The organism is Gordonia sp. UCD-TK1 (assembly GCF_001691435.1).
Classification (GTDB): Bacteria; Actinomycetota; Actinomycetes; order Mycobacteriales; family Mycobacteriaceae; genus Gordonia; species Gordonia hongkongensis.
Genome location: NZ_LZMP01000057.1, coordinates 141,922 through 158,196, shown reverse-complemented (window position 1 = coordinate 158,196; position 16,275 = coordinate 141,922). Strand labels below are relative to the sequence as shown.

At 66.1% G+C, this 16,275-nt stretch carries 14 protein-coding genes, 1 tRNA gene and 1 pseudogene; 5 read left to right on the top strand and 11 right to left on the bottom strand.

Annotated elements, in window-relative coordinates; all coding sequences use genetic code 11:
- The first annotated feature begins 3 nt into the window (after nucleotides 1–3).
- The 3 genes from A9310_RS22015 to A9310_RS22005 are packed head-to-tail and all read left to right on the top strand — an operon-like array spanning nucleotide 4 to nucleotide 2,847.
- Nucleotides 4–993: a branched-chain amino acid ABC transporter permease gene (locus tag A9310_RS22015; protein ID WP_058251842.1), complete on the top strand. Its 990-nt coding sequence runs from the start codon at nucleotides 4–6 to the stop codon at nucleotides 991–993.
- On the top strand, nucleotides 986–2,038 hold the full coding sequence (locus A9310_RS22010; RefSeq protein ID WP_065632383.1) for an ABC transporter ATP-binding protein: 1,053 nt from the start codon (nucleotides 986–988) through the stop codon (nucleotides 2,036–2,038). Before A9310_RS22015 ends, A9310_RS22010 begins: the two co-directional genes overlap by 8 nt.
- Nucleotides 2,035–2,847 (top strand): ABC transporter ATP-binding protein, encoded by an 813-nt coding sequence (locus A9310_RS22005; protein WP_065632382.1) that lies wholly within the window; start codon nucleotides 2,035–2,037, stop codon nucleotides 2,845–2,847. The genes A9310_RS22010 and A9310_RS22005 overlap by 4 nt, the downstream gene beginning before the upstream one ends.
- A gap of 92 nt (nucleotides 2,848–2,939) precedes the next feature.
- Here A9310_RS22005 and A9310_RS22000 read toward each other — a convergent pair whose 3' ends face one another.
- The gene (locus A9310_RS22000; RefSeq protein ID WP_058251839.1) at nucleotides 2,940–4,304 is read right to left on the bottom strand and encodes an ABC transporter substrate-binding protein; all 1,365 of its coding nucleotides are present in this window, start codon (nucleotides 4,302–4,304) and stop codon (nucleotides 2,940–2,942) included.
- Nucleotides 4,305–4,499: 195 nt separating this feature from the next.
- A complete protein-coding gene (locus tag A9310_RS21995) occupies nucleotides 4,500–5,123 on the bottom strand; it encodes an ANTAR domain-containing response regulator (protein ID WP_065632411.1) in 624 nt (207 codons plus the stop codon).
- Between the two features lie 111 nt (nucleotides 5,124–5,234).
- On the opposite strand from A9310_RS21995, the gene A9310_RS21990 reads away from it, so the two are divergent.
- A tRNA-Leu gene (locus A9310_RS21990) sits at nucleotides 5,235–5,311 on the top strand.
- A gap of 43 nt (nucleotides 5,312–5,354) precedes the next feature.
- On the opposite strand, the gene A9310_RS21985 is transcribed toward A9310_RS21990, so the two are convergent.
- The 9 genes and pseudogenes from A9310_RS21985 to A9310_RS21945 form a co-directional block, all read right to left on the bottom strand.
- Nucleotides 5,355–6,731 carry a glycosyltransferase family 2 protein gene (locus tag A9310_RS21985; protein ID WP_065632381.1) on the bottom strand — a complete coding sequence of 459 codons (1,377 nt, stop codon included), beginning with the start codon at nucleotides 6,729–6,731 and terminating at the stop codon, nucleotides 5,355–5,357.
- A complete protein-coding gene (locus tag A9310_RS26055) occupies nucleotides 6,728–7,738 on the bottom strand; it encodes a hypothetical protein (protein ID WP_065632380.1) in 1,011 nt (336 codons plus the stop codon). The genes A9310_RS21985 and A9310_RS26055 overlap by 4 nt, the downstream gene beginning before the upstream one ends.
- Nucleotides 7,735–8,679: a WcbI family polysaccharide biosynthesis putative acetyltransferase gene (locus A9310_RS21975; protein ID WP_065632379.1), complete on the bottom strand. Its 945-nt coding sequence runs from the start codon at nucleotides 8,677–8,679 to the stop codon at nucleotides 7,735–7,737. Before A9310_RS21975 ends, A9310_RS26055 begins: the two co-directional genes overlap by 4 nt.
- A 240-nt stretch (nucleotides 8,680–8,919) precedes the next feature.
- Nucleotides 8,920–10,062: an acyl-CoA dehydrogenase family protein gene (locus tag A9310_RS21970; RefSeq protein ID WP_065632378.1), complete on the bottom strand. Its 1,143-nt coding sequence runs from the start codon at nucleotides 10,060–10,062 to the stop codon at nucleotides 8,920–8,922.
- A gap of 64 nt (nucleotides 10,063–10,126) precedes the next feature.
- Entirely contained in the window at nucleotides 10,127–11,500 is a 1,374-nt protein-coding gene (locus A9310_RS21965) for an AMP-binding protein (RefSeq protein ID WP_083207481.1), read from the bottom strand.
- 80 nt (nucleotides 11,501–11,580) lie between these two features.
- A complete protein-coding gene (locus A9310_RS21960) occupies nucleotides 11,581–12,327 on the bottom strand; it encodes a succinate dehydrogenase/fumarate reductase iron-sulfur subunit (protein ID WP_065632377.1) in 747 nt (248 codons plus the stop codon).
- Nucleotide 12,328: 1 nt separating this feature from the next.
- Complete coding sequence (locus tag A9310_RS21955) at nucleotides 12,329–14,275, bottom strand: fumarate reductase/succinate dehydrogenase flavoprotein subunit (protein ID WP_065632376.1); 1,947 nt, start codon at nucleotides 14,273–14,275, stop codon at nucleotides 12,329–12,331.
- A gap of 58 nt (nucleotides 14,276–14,333) precedes the next feature.
- Nucleotides 14,334–15,157, bottom strand: a pseudogene (locus tag A9310_RS21950) (hypothetical protein).
- Complete coding sequence (locus A9310_RS21945; RefSeq protein ID WP_065632375.1) at nucleotides 15,154–15,447, bottom strand: hypothetical protein; 294 nt, start codon at nucleotides 15,445–15,447, stop codon at nucleotides 15,154–15,156. Before A9310_RS21945 ends, A9310_RS21950 begins: the two are co-directional and overlap by 4 nt.
- Before the next feature lie 106 nt (nucleotides 15,448–15,553).
- Between A9310_RS21945 and A9310_RS21940 the strand changes: the two genes are divergently transcribed.
- On the top strand, nucleotides 15,554–16,228 hold the full coding sequence (locus tag A9310_RS21940) for a DUF1345 domain-containing protein (protein WP_065632374.1): 675 nt from the start codon (nucleotides 15,554–15,556) through the stop codon (nucleotides 16,226–16,228).
- The last annotated feature ends 47 nt before the right edge of the window (nucleotides 16,229–16,275 follow it).

Sequence of the window (16,275 nt, the reverse complement as noted above, 5' to 3'; positions counted from 1 at the left end):
CCCATGGACATCATCTCAGCGCTCCAGATAGCGATCGCCCAGCTGATCGGCCCGTCGGCGATCTTCTACGCCCTGCTGGCCATCGGCCTGAACCTGCACTTCGGCTACGCCGGCCTGCTCAACTTCGGCCAGATCGCCTTCGCACTGCTCGGTGGATACGGCGTCGGCATCATGGCGGTGAACTACGACCAGCCCCTGTGGCTCGGCGCCATCATCGGCATCGCCGCGGCCGGGATGCTGGCCGTGGTGCTCGGCCTCCCGACCCTCCGACTGCGCGCGGACTATCTGGCGATCGTCACCATCGCCGCATCGGAGATCCTGCGTCTGGTCTTCCGTTCGACGTCGACCGACGATTTCACCCGCTCCACCAACGGCATCTACGGATACGCGGGCAGCTTCTTCTCCATCAGCCCGTTCGACAACGGCAAGCAGTACTCGTTCCTCGGGGTCAAGTTCCTCGGCGGCGACCTGTGGTCGATGGTGGTCGGCTGGATCGTCGTCGGCCTGCTGTGTGTGATGGTGTATCTGCTGGTCCGCAGTCCGTGGGGCCGCGTCCTCAAGGCGGTGCGCGAGGACGAGGACGCCGCCCGCTCGCTGGGTAAGAACGCCTACTTCTACAAGATGCAGGCCCTGGTACTCGGCGGTTGCATCGGCGGCCTCGCGGGTGTCTTCAATGCCTTTGCGACGCAGTCGATCAATCCCGACTTCTACTCGACCGCACAGACGTTCTTCGCCTACGGCGCGCTGATCCTCGGCGGGGCGGCGACGGTGTTCGGTCCGGTGCTCGGTGCCATGTTGTTCTGGTTCCTCCTCGCCGTGCCCGACGCACTGCTGCGGCAGGCCACGTCCGGCGACGACCCGCTGTTGAATCTGTCCGCGCAGCAGGTCGGCGCATTCCGCTACGTTCTGCTCGGTCTGGCGATCATCCTGATGATGGTGTTCAGACCGCAGGGCCTGCTCGGGAACAAGAGGGAGGTGCAGCTCGATGCCTGACGACTCCGCCTACACGGGTACTGCGGCCATCCGGGCGACGCGCCGGGACCTCACCGCGCTCTCGGCCACCGAGCGTGCCCAGCTGTTCGCCGGTGTGGCCGCCGAGTCGGGTTCGCCCAAACCCGATCCGATCATCGTGGTGGACAACATCTCCCGTACTTTCGGCGGCATCAAGGCGGTGCAGGTCGATCATCTCGAGGTGCAGCGCGGCGCCATCACCGGCCTCATCGGCCCCAACGGCGCGGGCAAGACCACCTTCTTCAACCTGATCACCGGCTTCGACAAGCCCGACTCGGGCACGTGGTCGCTCAACGGCGACTCCCTGGGCCGGATGGTTCCGCATCAGGTGGCCCGCCGTGGCATGGTGCGCACCTTCCAGCTCACCAAGGCGCTCGCGAAACTGACTGTGCTGGACAATGTCCGACTCGGCGCGACCGGGCAGCGGGGCGAGCATTTCCTCGCCGCACTCGCGCCCTGGGTGTGGCGCAGACAGGAGGCCGAGGTCACCGAACGCGCACACGAGTTGCTCCGGCGCTTCAAGCTCGACGCCAAGGCCGACGACTTCGCCGGCTCCCTGTCGGGCGGGCAGCGCAAGCTGCTGGAGATGGCGCGCGCCCTGATGACCGACCCCGAGATCGTGATGCTCGACGAGCCCATGGCGGGCGTCAACCCGGCCCTCACCCAGAGTCTGCTCGAACACATCAAGTCGCTGCGGGACGAAGGGGTCACGGTCGTCTTCGTCGAACACGACATGGACGTCATCCGCGACATCAGCGACTGGGTCGTCGTGATGGCCCAGGGTCAGATCATCGCCGAGTCGCTCCCGGATCGCCTGGGCGACAACGACGCCGTCGTGGACGCGTACCTCGGCGGGCATCACGACCAGGCCCTGGAGTTCGACGATCAGGGCCGGCCGGTGGGCGCCACCGCGGTCCTCGCGGAGAAGGTCGAGGCGGCCATCGAGGCCACGCTGGAGGAGGGCGGCGATCTCTCCGAGGTCACCGAGTTGCCCTCGGCGACCCCCGACACGAAGGACGGACGATGAGCACCGACCCCGGTCCCGGACAGCTGACGCCCGCGCAACTCGCGGCCACCGCCGAGGAGCACCGCAAGCTGGCCGGCGACGCCCTGATGCGGGCCGACGACATCACCGCCGGCTACCTGCCCGGCATCAACATCCTCGAGGAATGCAACTTCTACCTCGGTGACGGGGAGATCGTCGGGATCATCGGCCCCAACGGTGCCGGGAAGTCGACGCTGTTGAAGACCCTGTTCGGACTGATCCCGGTGCGCAAGGGTTCGGTGACCCTCCGTGGCGACGACATCACCTCGGCAAAGGCCCATGTTCTCGTCGACAAGGGTGTCGGTTACGTCCCGCAGACACAGAATGTGTTCTCCGCGTTGACGATCGAGGAGAATCTCGAGATGGGCGTCTATCTGCGGCCCAAGACCTTCGCCAAGCGATTCGACTTCGTGTCCGAACTCTTCCCGCTGCTCTCGGAACGGCGAAAGATCAAGGCGGGTGCGCTGTCCGGCGGCGAACGGCAGATGGTCGCGATGGGCCGTGCGCTGATGATGGACCCGGCGGTACTGCTGCTCGACGAGCCGTCGGCCGGTCTGTCCCCGATGTTCCAGGACGAGGTGTTCATCCGCTGCAAGGCCATCAACGCGACCGGCGTCTCGATCATCATGGTCGAGCAGAACGCCCGGCGGTGCCTGCAGATCTGCGACCGCGGGTATGTCCTCGACCAGGGCCGCAACGCCTATACGGACACCGGCCGCAACCTGGCCACCGACCCCAAGATCATCGAGCTCTACCTCGGCACGCTCGCGGGCAGCTCCGAGAAGAACTGAGGTCATAGGCCCGTCCCGACGGCACTTCCCCCGCCGACCGCACCGACGACGAGACCCCCGGCCGAAGCCGGGGGTCTCGTCGTGTGCGGGTCTTACTGCGCCGCGACCGAGACGTACTTGCGCGTCGGGGTGAGCAGCTTGTTGGCGTCGTCGAACTCCAACACACCGTACGAGCCGACACTCGGCTCACCGGCTGCGTTGAACGCCAGGTTGCCGGTCTTGCCGACGTAGGCGATCGTCTTGCCACCGTTCAGCAGGTCCAGGCAGGCCTGGTAGGAGTCGCAGTTCTCCTCGCCGTTGGTCACCCCGATGATGTTTGCCGCGATCGCGCGGCCGTCGGTCGACTTGGCCGCGGTGGCCGCGAGTGCACTCAGCACCGTGGCGTCGTAACTCTCACCCGAGTAGTTGAAGTCGATGAGATCGCCGTCGACCTCCTTCAGGGCCGCCTGGAAGTCACCGCTGGTCTGGGTGAGCGGCGTGGTGCCCTTCATACCGGCGAGCAGGCCCGGACCGACGGCCTCACCGAGGGCGTTGCCCATGTTGCCGTCGACACCGTAGACGAGCTTGCCGTCGCTCGGGCCGATGCCCACCTCGTGCATACGTGTGATGATCTTGGCGCTCTCCTCGAAACCGATGACCGCGATGCCGTCTGGGTTGAAGTTCTTCACCTGATCGACCTCGGCGTTGAACGACTGGGCGTTCGGGTCGTAGATGATCTTCTGGATCTGGTCGGCCGGGACACCCGCGGCCTCGAGATCGCGAACGGTGTTGTCGGCCAGTCCGGTTCCGTACGGGTCGTTGAGCGCGAGGATCGACACGCGCTGCACGCCGTCTTCGGCCATCGTCTGCGAGAGCGCCTGCGCCTGGAGGGTATCCGCCGGTGCGGTGCGGAAGTACTGCCCCTTGTCCTCGTAACAGGTGAATTCGTCGGAGGTGTTGGCGGGCGAGAACATGACCGCACCCGCATTGGCGACCTTGTCGATCACCTTCAACGACACCGAGGACGACGCGGCACCGATGATCACCTGCGTTCCGGCGCTGAGTTCGCGGTCGACGGTGGCGTTGGCCGTGTCTGTCGTGGTGTCTCCAGAGTCACCGGTGACGAGCTCGACGGGTTGGTCGAGAACCCCGCCGGCGGCATTGATGTCCTTGATCGCGAGCTCCACGCCCGCCTCCATGGGCGGTCCGAGGAAGGCCAGCGAACCGGTCGCCGGGAGCAGGGTGCCGACCTTGAGTGCGGCCGTGCTCGCCGGGCCGGGGACAGCCTTGGGCGGGTTGCACGCCAGCTTCTGTGCGAGGCCGAGGCCCGGAGGTGCGGGGGTCGACTCGACGGCGGCACTCGACGACGCCTCGGAACCGCCGTCGGAACCCGAATCTGAACTGCTACAGCCCGCGATCACCAGCGTCGCCGCCGCGGTCACGACCACTGCCCCGCTCCTCAAAAAGCGTACGGACATCGATGCTCTCCTTGCGTCTGGCCTGCGCGTTCGGCGGTCGGCCGGTGCGTTCGGCGTTTGTCACGAAAGCGGCGCATCACCGGTACGGCGAACCGCGCCTCGCAGGAGAAAAGCTAGCGCGATCTTGTTGCGGCTGCGTAAAGACAGTGAAACTGGTTTGCGCGCACAGGCATTGCGCCGTCCAGTGGTTCTGGGTCAGTCGCTGCCGAGCGTCTCGACGACAACCTGCGCAACGGCTTTCATGGTGGTCCTACGGTCCATGGCCGCACGCTGTATCCATTTGAAGGCCTCCGGTTCGGACAGAGCCTGTTTCTCCATGAGCAGGCCCTTGGCCCGCTCCACGAGCTTGCGGGTCTCCAGCCGCTCGTTCATGGTCGCGACCTCACGCTCGAGCTGTTTGAGCTCCTGGTAGCGACTCACCGCCACCTCGATGGCCGGCACCAGATCGGCCTTCGTGAACGGCTTGACGAGATAGGCCATGGCACCGGCGTCGCGCGCCTTGTCGATGAAGTCGCGTTGGCTGAACGCGGTCAGCATGACGACCGGGGCGAGTCGCTTCTCGGCGATCTCGGTCGCCGCATCGATACCGTCGCGCACCGGCATCTTGATGTCCATGATCACGAGGTCGGGGGCCAGCGACTCGGTCAATTCCACGGCGACCTGCCCGTTCGGCGCCTCGCCGACGACGTCGTAGCCCTCTTCACGCAGCATCTCGATCAGATCCATCCGGATCAGCGAATCGTCCTCGGCCACCAGCACGCGGTGTGTTGTCGTGGTCTCACCAGCTGCGGTCGTCGCACTGTCGGTCACCGTCACCATCCCCTCCTCCACGTCGCTGACGCCACGTCTGTGTGCACGCAGAGTACCGGTTGGCAGGCCGCTCGGCCGATCATCTAGAGTTGGTTCCCGGCGCGGGCAACCCGCGCACTGGCCCCCGTAGCCCAATTGGCAGAGGCAACGGATTCAAAACCCGTCCAGTGTCAGTTCGAGTCTGACCGGGGGCACCAGAAACGACCTGATCACCGCCCGCTTTGCGGCGGCTCGGCACACTCACCAGGCCAACGCCGGTTCGCAGCCGCCGACGCCGATCCCGACATCGTCGCAACGCACTGTCCGGACCCCGAACAGACGCCTCAGGAGCTCATCGGCACCCAGGTCGGTGTGCTCCGCCCAGCGTCGGACACGGTGTCGTGCACGCGACGCCGTGAGCGTGACCGACGCCGGCCGCAACCCGCCGAAGTCCACCGTCACCTGGCCACCCTCCCCCGGTGCGACGCGCGTCGCGAGGAGCGCGAGCGAATCAGCGGAGAAGACCACGGGCCCGGCAACCTCGACGACGAACCTGCACCGCGACAGCGTCGACGCGTCCGGGCCACCGATCCGGATTCGCGAATCACGGACTCCGAGCTGAGCAACCAGCGTTTCGGCGTCGTCCCCGACAAGCCAGGCGGCGGCATCGGACCCGCGCAGGGCGCTGCCGACGGTGTGCAGCAGCGAAGCCGCGGTGTGGCCGTCCGTCGACACCAGCACGACGATGTCCGGGATCGGATACAGCAGCCCGGCGGTCCGGGCCGCCGGATCGGTGATGAGGGGCGCGAGAGCGAGCGCTTCGGCGTTCTTCTCCGAGATCCGTTCGGGCACCGCACGCTCGGCCCAGTCGGGTCCGTCGTGCCAGGCGACGGCGTCGGGTTCGTGAACGAACACCGCACCCATCATGAAAGCCCGGTTCGCGAATTCCCAGTCCTCTCCCCCGTACCCGACGAAGGACGGGTCGAATCCTCCTACATCGTCGAACAGCTCCCGGCTACAGCTCATCACCGCGCTGATCATGTACTTGTAGCCGTCCCAGCCCGGGAGCAGGAGGTTGGCTGTGCGGTCATAGGCGTTGACCAGCCACTCGGGTTCATGGTCGTGCGCGACCTCGAGATGCCGCTGGGCGGACAGCCATTCGACCACCGTCCGCGGCTCGACCTGGTTCAGGTCCCCGTGCTTGCGTCGGCCGACCACGAGCGCGTCCGGCACCGCGGCGGCCAGTCGGACCATGTGAGAGATGTAGCCGGCGGTCGGAACCGTGTCCGCGTCGAGGAAACACAGAACCGAGCCGTTCGACGCCGCGACTCCCAGGTTGCGGGCGGCGGCGGCCCGAAATCCCCTGTCCTCCTGCCTGACCACGGTGATGGTCAACCGGGAGGTCCACGCGCTCACATCCGGGGGAACTCTCGATCCGTCGTCGGCGACCACCACCTCCAGTCGATCCGGCGGGTAGGTCTGCGCCGTCAACGCCTCGAGGACCAATGAGAGTTGATGTGGCTGCTCGTAATACGGGATCACGACGCTCACCAATGGTCTCGACGAAGGATTCCCGACTAGGTCCCAGCGATTGTCGGGCACGATGGTCCGGCCATCGTCGAGTCCGACGACCGTCACGCACTCCACCGCCGCAGCAACATCTCGTGGCTTCGACCGACGTCGGCGGCGGTCGGCGACGGCGACACCGCCGCATCGATCCACGTGGCTTCCGGATGCGCGAACGCTTTCTCGATGGCGGCCCGAAGCGCCGCGTCGTTGTTGTCGTGCATCGTGAGCACGCCCGGCGACCGAGCGGCGAGTTCCTCGGTGTAGGCGGTCCGCGGAACCAGTGGACGACGTCCGGCCGAGATCCAGGAATTGATGGAGCCGGATGCCGACATGTGCCGGTGGTATGCGACCGGAACCGTGACGTCGGCCGACGCCCGGCGGAGTTCGTCGTCGGTCAGGTAGCCGGTGATCGTGCATCGCCTCCCCGTGTCCGCGGCGAGCTTCGCGAGGTCGTCGGCGAGATCGTCGTGGCCGGGCGACGGAGTTCCGAGCGCCACGAAACCGACCGACGGATCGAGACCGGCCATCGCTCGGAGCGTCTCGATGTGACCCTTCCCCGGATACAGGTAGCCGAGCACACCGACGGTCAATTCGTCTGAGTCCGAGGGCTTGTGGGCACGGACGGCGTCGAACATCAGCGGCACGACCTCCACCTCGATCGACGCGTCGACATACTCGGCGAAGAGCGACGCCTCGTGTCGGCTGGACACGATCACGCCCGCGGCGGATCGGGCCACCGCCCGGAAGAACTCGATGCGGGCCGGCATCGCCCGTCCATCCGAGGGCTGCGGCAGATCGTGCAACGTCACCGAGACCGGGCGTCGGAGCCCCGCAATCATGGCGAGCAGGTTGTCGCGCGCTCGCAACGGAGTGTGTCCGAACAGACGGTCGGTCACGTGCATGTGCACGTGTGCGCACTCGGCCAGAACCGAGGACACGCCGGCACAGCGCGTGCGGAGGTGTACCAGTCGATGATCGCCACCCTGGGCCGTCACCGCGTCGAAGACAGACTGGGCATACCGCACCACACCGTGCGAGCGGGGTCCGACGAGGAGGTGCCCCACTGGGCTCGTCATGACATTCCCAGGATCTCGACGAGATCGCCGTACCGGTCCAGCACGGCGTCGATGAACTCGGGATGCTCTGCGTACCACTGCATCTGACTGCGGTGCACCTCTTCCTCGGTCAGCTCCGCACCGTCGACGTCCCAGGACGCTCGCGGGGTCGCCTGGATACCGAGCGCGTCGATCACCCGTCGTTCCAGCGGCGCCCGGATGTTGCCGAGCAGGTCGCGTGACGGCGGGACCGGCGCCGACGCCCCGAGCGCCTCGAGAATCCGACCGCCGAGGGTCAGTAGTACCCGGTTGCCGGGATGGTTGATCGTATGTGCGGCGTCGGCCCCGACGTCGAGCAGGATGTCGGAGATCCCGACGTCGCAGTGCCGCCGCTCGCGGACCTCGAGCTGGGCCACACTCCACTGTGCGGCCTCCCGGAAGCGGTCGGCGGAGACCTCGACATCCCATTCGTCGAAGCGGGTCCGGCCGGCTCTGACCGCCAGGACGGTCCGGAGATCGTGGTAGGGAACAGCAGCGGGTACCGCGGACGGTTGCGCGGGATGTCGGGCGATGACCTGAAACGGGAACAACCCGCCGTAGCGGATGACCGGCCACACCACGACGGTCGCGGCCGGTGCCATCTCCGCGAGGTCGGGTCCACCGATCGGGAGCCCCCGGTATCGGGCACGTACCGGCTGAGAGACGATGACCGCGGCCCGGCGGACGAGGCGTTCGACATGAGCGATGTCGGTGGACTCGAGTTCGTGGACCGGTGGGACTCGAATGGTGCGGAACGGAAGGTCCGGGGAGCTGGACAGCACGATCCGCAGCGCTTCGGCCTGGCAGTTTCCCCAGACGACGAGCAGCTGCTCGTCATCGTTCATCGGCGCCTCGGTGACGCCGTAGAACTCGCCGTAGTGTCGGGTCCGCCCGTCCACCAGCACGGTGTCACTCGACGTCATACGCGCTTCGCTGTGGTCGAGCGACCTGGTGGTGTGCTGTCATCGTGTGTATCGACTCCCCTCGCGGACAACCGGCCGACCCCAGCTCCTCGTATAACCGTTCGGCTCGCTGACGAATCATCGGCTTGGTCACACTGCCTCGGTTCCCCAGACATTCGGAACGCACCGGAAACCGGACGGGTGAGCGACGGCCCCGGTGATCAGATCACCGGGGCCGTCTCTGCCGTACGGGAGGTGGCGTCACAACGTCCGGGCGATGATCTCCTTCATGATCTCGTTGGTGCCCGCGTAGATCTTCTGGACGCGGTTGTCGGCCCACAGACGCGCGATCGGGTACTCGTTCATGTAGCCGTACCCGCCGAACAGCTGCAGGCACTCGTCGGCGACCACCATGGCCCGGTCACTGGTCCACCACTTCGCCATGGCGACGGTCGGGATGTCGAGCTCGCCCTTGATGTGCTTGTTGATGCAGTCATCGACGAACACGCGCGCGATCCGTGCCTCGGTCGCCGCCTCGGCGAGTTTGAACTTCGTGTTCTGGAAGCTGAAGATCGGCCGGCCGAATGCCGTGCGGTCCTTGGTGTAGGCGATGGTCTCGGAGACGGCCTTCTCCATGCCGGCCACCGAGGCCAGCGCGATGATCAGCCGTTCCTGCGGGAGCTGCATCATCAGCTGGACGAAGCCCTGGCCCTCTTCGGGGCCGAGGAGGTTCGAGGTGGGGACGCGCACACCATCGAAGAACAGCTCCGAGGTGTCCTGCCCTCGCTGGCCGATCTTGTCGAGCACCCGGCCGCGTCGGAAGCCTTCGCGCTCGGCCTCGACCAGGATGAGCGAGATGCCCTTGGCTCCCTCGGAGACGTCGGTCTTGGCGACGACGATGATGATGTCGGCCTGACCACCGTTGGTGATGAAGGTCTTGGAGCCGTCGATGACGTACTCGTCGCCCTGCTTGATCGCCTTCGTCTTCACGTTCTGCAGATCCGACCCGGTACCCGGTTCGGTCATCGCGATGGCGCCCACCGCCTCGCCACTGGCCATCTTGGGCAACCAGGTCTTCTTCTGCTCCTCCGAGCCGTACTCGAGGATGTAGTGCGCGACGATGCCGTTGTGCAGGCTGACGCCCCACGAGCTGTCGGCGACGCGCGCCTGCTCCTCGATGAGCACGGCCTCGTGCGCGAAGGTGCCACCGCCGCCGCCGTACTCTTCGGGAATCGACATGCAGAGCAGGCCGAGGTCACCGGCTTTGTTCCACAGGTCGCGGTCGACATGGTGCTGCTCGATGAACTTCTCGGTGTTCGGCTGGATCTCCTTCTCACAGAAGCTACGTGCGAGATCCCGCAGCGCGGTGAGATCGTCGTCTTCCCAGGAGGACCGTTCGGTCATGTTGTGCGTACCTATCCACGATTGACAGTGTCAACGGTGACCGTAACAGTCACCATTGGCACTATCATGGCGGCGTCGTCATCCCTGACTGCGGAGCACGTTCTTCGTCGGTACGGCCGACCACCGCCGACTCGACGACGTCGGGGTGGCTGTCCAGGACCCGTTCGACTTCGACCGAGGCGATGTTCTCACCGCCGGAAATGATGACGTCCTTGCTGCGGTCGCGGATCTCGACGTACCCGTCGGCGTGCATGACCGCGAGATCGCCGGTTCGCAACCATCCGTCGACGGTGGCCGCGGCGGTCGCGGCGGGGTCGCGGTAGTAACCGAGCATCACGTTGTTGCCGCGGACCACCAATTCACCGATGGTCTCGCCGTCGGACAGGACATCTCGTCCCTCGTCGGACACCACCCGAACCCGCCCTGCCACGATGTTCCCGATCCCCTGCCGTGCCTTGCGTACGGCGCGTTCGTCGTCCGTGGCGTCGTCCCACTGAGGCTGCCACTCGTTCACGACGATCGGGCCGAACTTCTCGGTCATCCCGTAAAGATGGGTGATCTCGATGCCGAGCCCGGCCATCCGCGAGAGCAGCGCGGGAGACGGCGGTGCACCTCCCGTCGCAGCCCGGACGACGCGGTCGAGCCTTGCCGCGGACGGGTCCTCCGCGATCATGGTGAGCACCGTGGGAGCCGCGCTGAAATGGGTCACCCCATCCTCGGTGAGGTGGCGCCAGATCCGTCCGGTGTCGATGCTGCGCAGGCAGAGGTTCGTACCACCCGCGGCAATGACGGCCCAGGTGAAACACCAACCGTCGCAATGGAACATGGGTAGGGTCCACAGGTATGTCGAGCCCGGTCCGAGACCGGAGTGGTAGGCCATCGCCACGGACTGCAGGTACGCGCCGCGGTGGTGGTACATCACGCCCTTCGGACGGCCCGTCGTCCCGGAGGTGTAGTTGATCGCCAGCAACCCCCGCTCGTCGGTCTCTCGCCGAACCGGCGCCCCGGCCTGCGCGAGCAGCGACTCGTACTCGTCCGCGCCGTCCGCTGAACCGCCCACGACGACCCGGATCCCCACCGATTCGGCGACGGCCCGTGCACGGTCGGCGAACTCGACGGTCGCGAGAAGTAGCGTCGCACCGCTGTGCTCCAGGATGTAGACGAGCTCGGGTTCGGACAGCCGGATGTTGAGCGGCACCAACACCGAACCGTGCGCGGGCACGGCGCTGTGCAGTTCGAGCATGACCGCACTGTTCGCACAGAGGGCGGCGACGCGGTCACCCGGCCTGACGCCGAGCGCCTCCAGCGCGGCGGTGAGCTGCCCGACCCGCCGATGCAGGTCGGCGTAGGTGAGGCGGAGCGCACCGTCGATGACGGCGGTGGGGTCACCCCTGTAGATGTAGTGAGTCGTTGCTCTGGGCGCAACGTTGTGCGACATCTGGCCTCGAGCGGGTGGCCCGCGCGCGCCGCGCACCCGGGAACGGGAGTTCGTCGAAGACGATACTGCGTATGGGTCCGCTAACGTCGGAAGAGCTTGTTGCCCAACCACACCAGCGGGTCGTAGGTGCGGTCGACGACTCGCTCCTTCATGGGGATCAGCGCATTGTCGGTGATCTTGATCTGTTCCGGACAAACGTCGGTACAGCACTTGGTGATGTTGCAGAGGCCCAGTCCGTGCTCGGTGCGCGCCGAGTCGCGGCGTTCGGCCACGTCCAGGGGGTGCATGTCGAGTTCGGCGACGCGCATCAGGAAACGCGGCCCGGAGAAGTTCTGTTTGTTGTCCTCGTGATCGCGCACGACATGGCAGGTGTCCTGGCACAGGAAGCACTCGATGCACTTGCGGAACTCCTGCGAACGCTGCACGTCGACCTGCTTCATCCGGTACTCCCCCGGCGCCAGGCCAGGCGGCGGTGTGAACGATTGCACTTCACGGGCTTTGGCGTAGTTGAACGAGACATCGGTGACGAGGTCGCGGATCACCGGGAACGTGCGCATCGGCGTCACTGTCACGACCTCGTCCTCGGTGAACGTCGACATCCTGGTCATGCACAGCAGTTTCGGACGCCCGTTCACCTCCGCCGAACACGATCCGCACTTGCCCGCCTTGCAGTTCCAGCGCACCGCGAGATCCGGGGCCTGCGTCGCCTGCAGGCGGTGGATGATGTCCAGCACCACCTCGCCCTCGTTGACAGTCACAGTGTAGTCCTCGAGACCGCCGGCGTCGGTGTCGCCGCGCCAGATCCGGAACTTCGCGTCGTATCCCATGTCAGTCCTCCGAATGCCCCTCGGCTCGCTCGCCACCGGCGCCGGGATGACCGGCTATCTCGGCCGCCGTGTAGTACTTCTCGATCTCGGGGAACTCGAACAGTTCCAAGAGGTCCGGCCGCATCGGCGTCTGTTCCGTGCGCACGACGCTGACCTCCGGCACCGCGGCGTCGTCCCCGTCGAGGTCCGCGGTGCACACAAGCAGCGCATTGCGCCAGTTCGAGTCCATGGACGGATGGTCATCGCGGGTGTGACCACCGCGGCTCTCGGTGCGCATGAGTGCGGCCTTCGCGACGCACTTGCACACCAGCAGCATGTTGCGTAGGTCGACTGCGAGATGCCAGCCCGGATTGAACTGCCGATGTCCCTCGACTTGCATGCCGCCCAGACGCTTTCGCAGGTCCGCGAGCACGCCGATCGCTTCCTGCATCTCGTCCTCTTTCCGGATGATCCCGACCAGATCGTTCATGGCCTGCTGGAGGTCGGTGTGCAGGGTGTAGGGGTTCTCCGGTTTGCCTTCGGCCGGCGGATCGAAGGGCGCCAGCACGGACGCCGCCGCCCGGTCGATGTCGTCGGCGGAGACCGCGGGACGGGTCGTCAGCGATTCGACGTACGCCGCCGCCCCGAGGCCGGCCCGCCGTCCGAAGACCAGCAGGTCCGACAACGAGTTTCCGCCGAGCCGGTTCGAGCCGTGCATCCCGCCGGAACACTCGCCGGCCGCGAACAGGCCCGGAACCCGTGACGCGGCCGTGTCCGGATCCACCTCGATCCCGCCCATCACGTAGTGACAGGTCGGCCCCACCTCCATCGGTTCGGCGGTGATGTCGACGTCGGCGAGTTCCTTGAACTGGTGGTGCATCGACGGCAGCCTGCGCATGATCTCCTCAGCGGGCATGCGGGACGCGATGTCGAGGTAGACGCCGCCGTGCTCGGTGCCGCGTCCGGCCTTGACCTCCTCGTTGATCGCCCGCGCGACCTCATCCCGCGGCAGCAGGTCCGGTGTTCGCCGGGCGCTGTCGTTGTCCGCCAGCCATTCGTCGGCTTCCTCTTCGGTCTCGGCGTACTGACCCTTGAAGACCGGTGGGATGTAATCGAACATGAAGCGCTTACCCTCGGTGTTCTTGAGAACTCCACCGTCGCCGCGAACGCCCTCGGTCACGAGGATGCCCTTGACGCTGGGCGGCCACACCATCCCGGTCGGATGGAACTGGACGAACTCCATGTTGATCAGGCTCGCGCCGGCTCGCAGTGCCAAAGCGTGCCCGTCGCCGGTGTATTCCCACGAATTCGACGTCACCTTGAACGACTTGCCGATCCCGCCGGTGGCGACGACCACCGCGGGCGCCTCGAACACGATGAAGCGGCCGGACTCGCGCCAATACCCGAACGCACCGGCGATCGCGTCGCCGTCCTTCAGCAGTTCGGTGATCGTGCATTCGGCGAACACTCTGATGCGAGACTCGTAGTCACCGGTGGCGGCGTAGTCCTCCTGCTGCAGCGAGACGATCTTCTGTTGCATCGTCCGGATGAGCTCCAGCCCGGTGCGGTCGCCGACATGAGCGAGTCGAGGATAGGTGTGGCCGCCGAAGTTGCGCTGCGAAATCCGCCCGTCCGCGGTTCGATCGAACAGGGCGCCATAGGTTTCGAGTTCCCAGACGCGATCCGGGGCCTCCTTGGCGTGCAACTCGGCCATGCGCCAGTTGTTCAGGAATTTGCCGCCCCGCATCGTGTCCTGGAAGTGCTTCTGCCAGTTGTCTTTCGAGTTGGCGTTGCCCATCGAGGCGGCACATCCGCCTTCGGCCATGACCGTGTGGGCCTTGCCGAACAGCGACTTGCACACCACGGCCACCGAGTAGCCGCGCTCGCGGGCCTCGATGACCGCCCGCAACCCGGCACCGCCCGCACCGATGACAACGACGTCGTACTCGTAGCGTTCCGGCTCGGTCATCTATCGGGACTCCCAACGTTGAGAACGGCTGCACCACAGGCGTTGTGTTGTCACTCGGTCAACCCACGAACCTCAGGTCCGAGATGGTGTTGCTGGCGACCAGCATGATGTAGAAGTCGGTGAGCACCAAAGTCCCGAGCGTGATCCAGGCGAATTGCATGTGCCGGGTGTTGAGCTTGGACACCTGACTCCAGACCCAGTACCTCACCGGATGTTTCGAGAAGTGCTTGAGCCGGCCGCCGGTCACGTGGCGACACGAGTGCACGACACCGTGTAGGTCCACAGCAGGAGCACGTTCACGACGAGGATGACGTTGCCCAGCCCGAAGCCGAAACCGCCGCCTTCACCGTGGAAGGCGACGATCGCGTCGTAGGTGTTGATCACCGAGATGACCACGGCCGCGTAGAAGAAGTACCGGTGCGAATTCTGGATGATGAGCGGTAGTCGCGTCTCGCCGGTGTAACGACTGTGGGGTTCGGCGACGGCGCAGGCAGGCGGCGACAGCCAGACCGACCGGTAATAGGCCTTGCGGTAGTAGTAGCAGGTCAGTCGGAACCCGAGCAGGAACGGCAGCGAGAGGAATGCCAGCGGAATCCACATCGGGAGTTCGGGGAAGGGGGTACCGAAATGACTCGCCCCGGGCACGCACGACTCGCTGAGGCACGGCGAATAGAACGGCGAGAGGTAGTGATAGTCCGCGGCGTAATAGGCGGTGCGCACGAAGGACCGGATCGTCGCGTAGATGACGAAGGCCGCGAGACCCACGACTGTCAGCAGCGGCGACAGCCACCACCTGTCCTGGCGGAGAGTTCGGGCCAGGATTCGCGCGCGGCCCGGAGAGAAGACCCCGACTGTGTCCCGCTCAGTCGCGGGGGCGCTCACTTCGTGCGCTCACGCGAATGAAAGCCCAGCCCTTCGTCCTGCGCACCCAGCCAGGCCGACTCGTCCGACTTGCAGTCAGGCACATAGATAACCTGGTCTCGTCCGACTTTCGTCTGCAGCAGCGGTGGCGGTGCGTGCTCGAAGTCGTGAAGGTCGATCTCCAGCCGATCCAGATCGTTGGACATTCGCCGAACCGCGTCTACATCGCCGTACTGCGTCTGCAGCGTGGTCATGTGATGCCGTAGCGCACCTATACTCCGATGCAGCTCCTTAATCTCGGTCGGTATCATGGCACATCCCTTCCTGCCTATGTGATGAAGAACACAGTACCGGCCGGGCCCGCTGAGTCAACGATGTTGGCGGAACGTGTCGGCTCCCCCGACCGGAGGCCGCCAGATGAACGACGACGACCACGTTCCCGCGCAGAACCTGCCCCGAGCTGAGCAGCGTTGGACCGCATCGGCGTTCGTACTGGTCGCGATGGCGATCCCGTTCCTCTTGCCCGCGCGTTACGCCGCCGGTACCGCTTGGCTGCTACCCGCGATCGAGGGGCTGGTCCTGCTGACACTGATCGTGGTCGACCCCGGTCGCATCGACCGGCCCGGCCGGTGGGTCCGCAGCCTCTCCGTGGGGCTGGTCGTCGCCATCGCCGCAGGTGCGGCGTGGGCCGCGGCGCGGCTCGTGTGGGATCTGCTGCACGGAGATCCGCAGACCGCGGCGGCGAACCAGTTGCTGGTCGCCGGGGCTCTCGTCTGGCTGCAGACCGTCATCGCGTTCGCATTCCTCTACTGGGAGCTCGACGGCGGCGGTCCGGTGAACCGGCACCTGCGTCCGGCCGCATACCCGGACCTCGCCTTTCCGCAACACCTCGAGCCCCGACTGGCACCGCCGGGATGGCGTCCCGTGTTCTTCGACTACCTCTATCTGGCCCTGACCAACGCGACTGCCTTCAGCCCCACCGACGTGATGCCGCTGTCGCGTCGTGCGAAGCTGGCGATGGCGTCGCAGTCGCTGTTGTCGATCGTCATCCTCAGCCTGGTGGTGGCCAACGCGGTCAACCTTCTCGATTGACGACCGCGGCACGATCGCACACCGGAATAGGGTCGGCGACGTGACGG